The sequence below is a fragment of the Marinobacter sp. genome (assembly GCF_041690455.1).
In the GTDB taxonomy this organism is placed as follows: Bacteria; Pseudomonadota; Gammaproteobacteria; order Pseudomonadales; family Oleiphilaceae; genus Marinobacter.
Window position 1 is genome coordinate 1 of the sequence record NZ_JAWLHI010000134.1, and the last position, 3998, is coordinate 3998.

Annotated in this window: 5 protein-coding genes; 1 reads left to right on the top strand and 4 read right to left on the bottom strand. The window is 59.1% G+C overall.

Annotated features, from left to right (window positions below; translation table 11 throughout):
* On the top strand, positions 1-825 hold an 825-nt coding region (locus tag ACESMW_RS18545), incomplete at its 5' end, for an AEC family transporter (protein ID WP_372988444.1).
* On the opposite strand, the gene ACESMW_RS18550 is transcribed toward ACESMW_RS18545, so the two are convergent.
* The 4 genes from ACESMW_RS18550 to ACESMW_RS18565 all read right to left on the bottom strand — a co-directional run.
* A complete protein-coding gene (locus ACESMW_RS18550; protein WP_372988445.1) occupies positions 822-1475 on the bottom strand; it encodes a cation transporter in 654 nt (217 codons plus the stop codon). The genes ACESMW_RS18545 and ACESMW_RS18550 overlap by 4 nt on opposite strands.
* 86 nt (positions 1476-1561) lie before the next feature.
* Complete coding sequence (gene cadR / locus ACESMW_RS18555; RefSeq protein ID WP_372988446.1) at positions 1562-2020, bottom strand: Cd(II)/Pb(II)-responsive transcriptional regulator; 459 nt, start codon at positions 2018-2020, stop codon at positions 1562-1564.
* Positions 2017-3372: a sensor histidine kinase gene (locus ACESMW_RS18560; protein ID WP_372988447.1), complete on the bottom strand. Its 1356-nt coding sequence runs from the start codon at positions 3370-3372 to the stop codon at positions 2017-2019. The genes cadR and ACESMW_RS18560 overlap by 4 nt, the downstream gene beginning before the upstream one ends.
* A partial coding sequence (locus ACESMW_RS18565) for a response regulator transcription factor (RefSeq protein WP_372988448.1) occupies positions 3359-3998 on the bottom strand: 640 nt, incomplete at its 5' end. The genes ACESMW_RS18565 and ACESMW_RS18560, both read right to left, overlap by 14 nt.

Sequence of the window (3998 nt, forward strand, 5' to 3'; positions counted from 1 at the left end):
GGCCGCCATATTGCCGGCATCATGCTGTACATCGTGACGCCTTCGGTGGTGTTTTCCGGGGTAATGGCTGCGCCCCTCTCACCGGAAGTCATCCTGCTACCGTTTCTCGTATGCGGAATCTCCTCGGTTTTGGGGATAGTCCAGTTAGCGCTGGCGAAAAGGGTTCTCTCCGATGGCAGTGCCAACATCATTCCCCTCTGTGTGGGCTCGGGAAATACCGGGTACTTCGGGGTGCCGGTGGCTCTTTTGTTGTTCGGGGAGGAGGGACTTGGGCTCTACATTGTCTGCATGCTGGGTACCACGCTGTTCGAGAACTCCGTGGGTTTCTATCTGGCGGCAAGAGGCCGCTACAGCATCAGGGACGCCCTCTGGCGAGTGCTGAAGCTGCCTTCGGTGTATGCCTTTGTGGCCGCGGTAGCACTGAATCTGTCTGGCGTGGGCATCCCGGATATCTTCGTGCCGTTGTTCGATAACCTGCGCGGGGCCTACAGCATTCTGGGCATGATGATCATCGGCATGAGCATCACCAGTTTCCGTGGGCTGGCGGGCAATGTTCGTTTTACCGCACTGGCGTTTTTCGGAAAGTTCGTGGTCTGGCCGCTGGTGGCCATCGTGTTCTGGTGGGTTGATTCAGCGGTTCTGGGCATTTATGAACCGGCGGTGCACAAGGCCATGTTCCTGATTTCGATCACCCCGATTGCCGCCAACACCGTGGTCATCGCCACGCTGTTGGATACTTCGCCAAGGCAGGCAGCGGGTACCGTATTGCTAACTACGCTGTTTGCCCTGGCGTTCATCCCGGTGATGATTTCGCTGGCGTTTTAACGGTTCTGTGAAGCGGCCCCTGCCGGTTCGACGATGCAGGCCCTGGCTTCTGCAATGTCGCTGCGGGCATGACGCACCACGCTGATACCGGCGGTGATTGCCAGCGTACCCATGATCGCTGCAACGATCAGATCCGGCCAGGCCGTTCCAGTGCCGAACACACCCAGAGCGGCCACCATAACGGCGATGTTGCTTATGGCGTCGTTCCGGCTGCACAGCCAGACCGAACGCATGTCGGAATCGCCTTCCCGGAACTTGAACAGTAGGGCGGCAACGCTCACGTTAGCAGTAAGGGCCAGCAGGCCGACTGCGCCCATGGTCAGCGGCTCCGGTGTAATGCCCGCTTGTACCACCCAGGCTGCCCTGGCCCAGACCACCAGGCCGAACACCGTCATGGTGATGCCTTTGACCATGGCCGCGCGTCCGCGCCAGAGCATGCCCATCGAGAGAACGGTCAGGGACAGGACATAGTTGGCACTGTCGCCGAAGAAATCGATGGCATCGGCCATCAGCGACACCGAGCCGGATGACAGGCTGGCAATGCCTTCCACAACAAACATGGCCAGGTTCACCCACAAGGCAATCCATAACGCTTTGCGAAAGCCCGGGGCAGGGGATTTGGGTTCGGGGGCGGAGCAACTGCACGCCATAAAGACCTCCTTGGATCAGATGGTCTTATTGAAAACCCTGTAGTAGCTACAGGGTCAATAGTTGCTGCAGAAATTTTTGAAATTCGTCAGTTCTGGCGAGTCCCATGGGTACCGGGAACGTGGTTGTGGCGGTCCTCGGGTTCCGGTGTATCGAGCTCCGTGCTAAGCCCGCCAAGAATGCCGCATTCGCGCACAGTGCGCCCATCGGTACAGGCTTCCTGAAGCTGCTCGAGAGTTTCCTCAAGGCTCGCCAGCTCCTTCAGCCGTTCCCGCACGTGATTCAGATGGCGAGCCAGCAGGGCATCGACTTCGCTGCAATCCGCTTCCGGTTGCTCGGCCAGCCGGATCAGCTCGCGGATCTCGTCCTGGGCCATGTCCAGATTGCGACAGCGTTTGATAAAGAGGAGGCGGTCCAGATGAGCACTGCGGTAAGAACGGTAGCCACTGTTGTCCCTGTCCGGTTCCGGTAGCAAACCGATTTTTTCGTAGTAGCGGATGGTTTCAACAGGAATGGCCGTTGTCTTTGCAAGTTCACCGATTTTCACTGCCTTATCCCCCCGGTATTACCCGGAAAATGGACCGTTGCCTTGAATCCTCCGATCGAGCCGGAGCTGAAATTCAGGGTACCACCATAGCGTTCTGTAATCTCCCGCACGATGGCCAGCCCCAGGCCGTGCCCCGGCGTTTGTTCGTCCAGACGCAGCCCGCGGGTGCCGAGGGTTTCCAGCGCATCCGGGGGAGTGCCGGGGCCATCGTCCTCAACGGTAACGGTAAATCCCTGGCCGTCCTCTTTCAGGCCAAGTTCCACGAATCGTTCGGACCACTTGCCGGCGTTGTCCAGGAGGTTTCCCAACACTTCATTCAGGTCGTGCTCTTCGATGGGCCAGCGACGTTCTTCGGTCAGTACGGTGGACATTTCGAAGGATTTTGCCGGGTATAGCCGACCGAGCATCCAGAGAAGATCCCGGGCCTGTTTCAGAGGGTAGGCGCTTTTGCCGACCTGCGGGCCGGCGAAGCGGCTGCGGCGCATCTCTGCTTCGAGTTGCCTGTCGATATCGTCGAGCCTGCCGGCCATTTGTTGCCTGAGGTCGTTGGGGAGAGGGCGGTCAGTATCTTCCAGAATCTGGCGAACGGCAGCGATGGGCGTTTTAACGCTGTGGGAGAGATTCGCCAGCGCATCCCGGGAACGCTCCAGCCGCTGGTCCAAAGAGTCGAGCAACTGGTTAAGTTGCAGTACCAGAGGTTGGAACTCCTCGGGGGCCTTGACATCAATCCGCGATATCTCGCCATCCTGCAGCCGCTTCAATGCTGCCTTGAGGCTCACCACGGGGCGCATGGACAGGTTGATGCCCAGCCAGAGAACGCCAACCAGCAGGAGGATCAGCAGCAGGGAAACAACAGCCGTCCAGGCATGGAGCTCGGCCTGGCTGCGGCTCAAGGCACCAAGGTCTTCGGAAACGATCACCACGATGGGCTGGTCGTCCACGCGAAAGGACTTCCGGTAGGCAAGGATGTCCGAGGGCGCCCCCGCAATTTCGGCGCCACTGACGCGCAGGCTACCTTCCTCCCCGGACTCCACCAGTGGCATCAACAGCGGTGCCCAATTCTCGGGGGAGATGATGGTCCGGGTGTCGGAATGGATAGCGAATGCGTGGTGAAAAACTTCCTGGAAATAATCACCGGTCTGTAGGGTGTCCAGCCGACCACTGGAATCGCGAATCTGGTGTTCCAGAAAAGCGACTTCGTCCTTGAGCCGGGTTTCCACGAATTGGCGGGACATGCGGTCAAGCAGCAAGCCATGGACCAGCCATGCGAGAGCCATCAGAAGAATGCCGGCCGGCAGCAGCAGTGCCAGAAGGGTTCCCTTGACCGATACCGGTTTTCTAAACCAGATCATTAAACAGGTACCCCTGGCCACGTCGTGTCGAGATGGTGTCCGTGCCTACCAGTTTCCGGAGTCTTCGAATGTAGGCCTCAATGACGTTTTCGCTGGGGTTGTCGTTCAGGCTGTACAGCTGTTCCATAAGCTGTTCTTTCGAGAAAACATGCCCTGGCCGGCTCATCAGGCAGCGCAACAAACGGAATTCGGTTCCGGTGAGGCTATGCACTGTGCCATCGGCCAGTTTCAGGCTTTGGCGATTCTCGTCCAGTTCGAAATGGCCGGCCTTTACCAGTGAGTGCACCCGCCCCTCGCTCCGGCGAATGATGGCGTTCAGCCGCGCAATCAGCTCCTCGGTCTGGAATGGTTTGGCCAGGTAATCGTCGGCCCCGGCCTTAAGGCCGTTCACTTTGTCCTGCCAGTCACCGCGGGCGGTCAGAATCAGGACCGGGAAGCTGATGCCGCGCGTTCGCCATTTCCGGAGCACGTCCAGACCATTTCCGTCCGGCAGCCCGAGATCCAGAACCACGGCGCGATATTCCTCGTGATCGGCCAGCGCCGACGCTTCTTTGGCGGAGAAGGTGGCATCCACGCTGAATCCCGCCTTTTCCAGTTGGCTGGTTAGCCCGTCCGCAAGCAGTCGG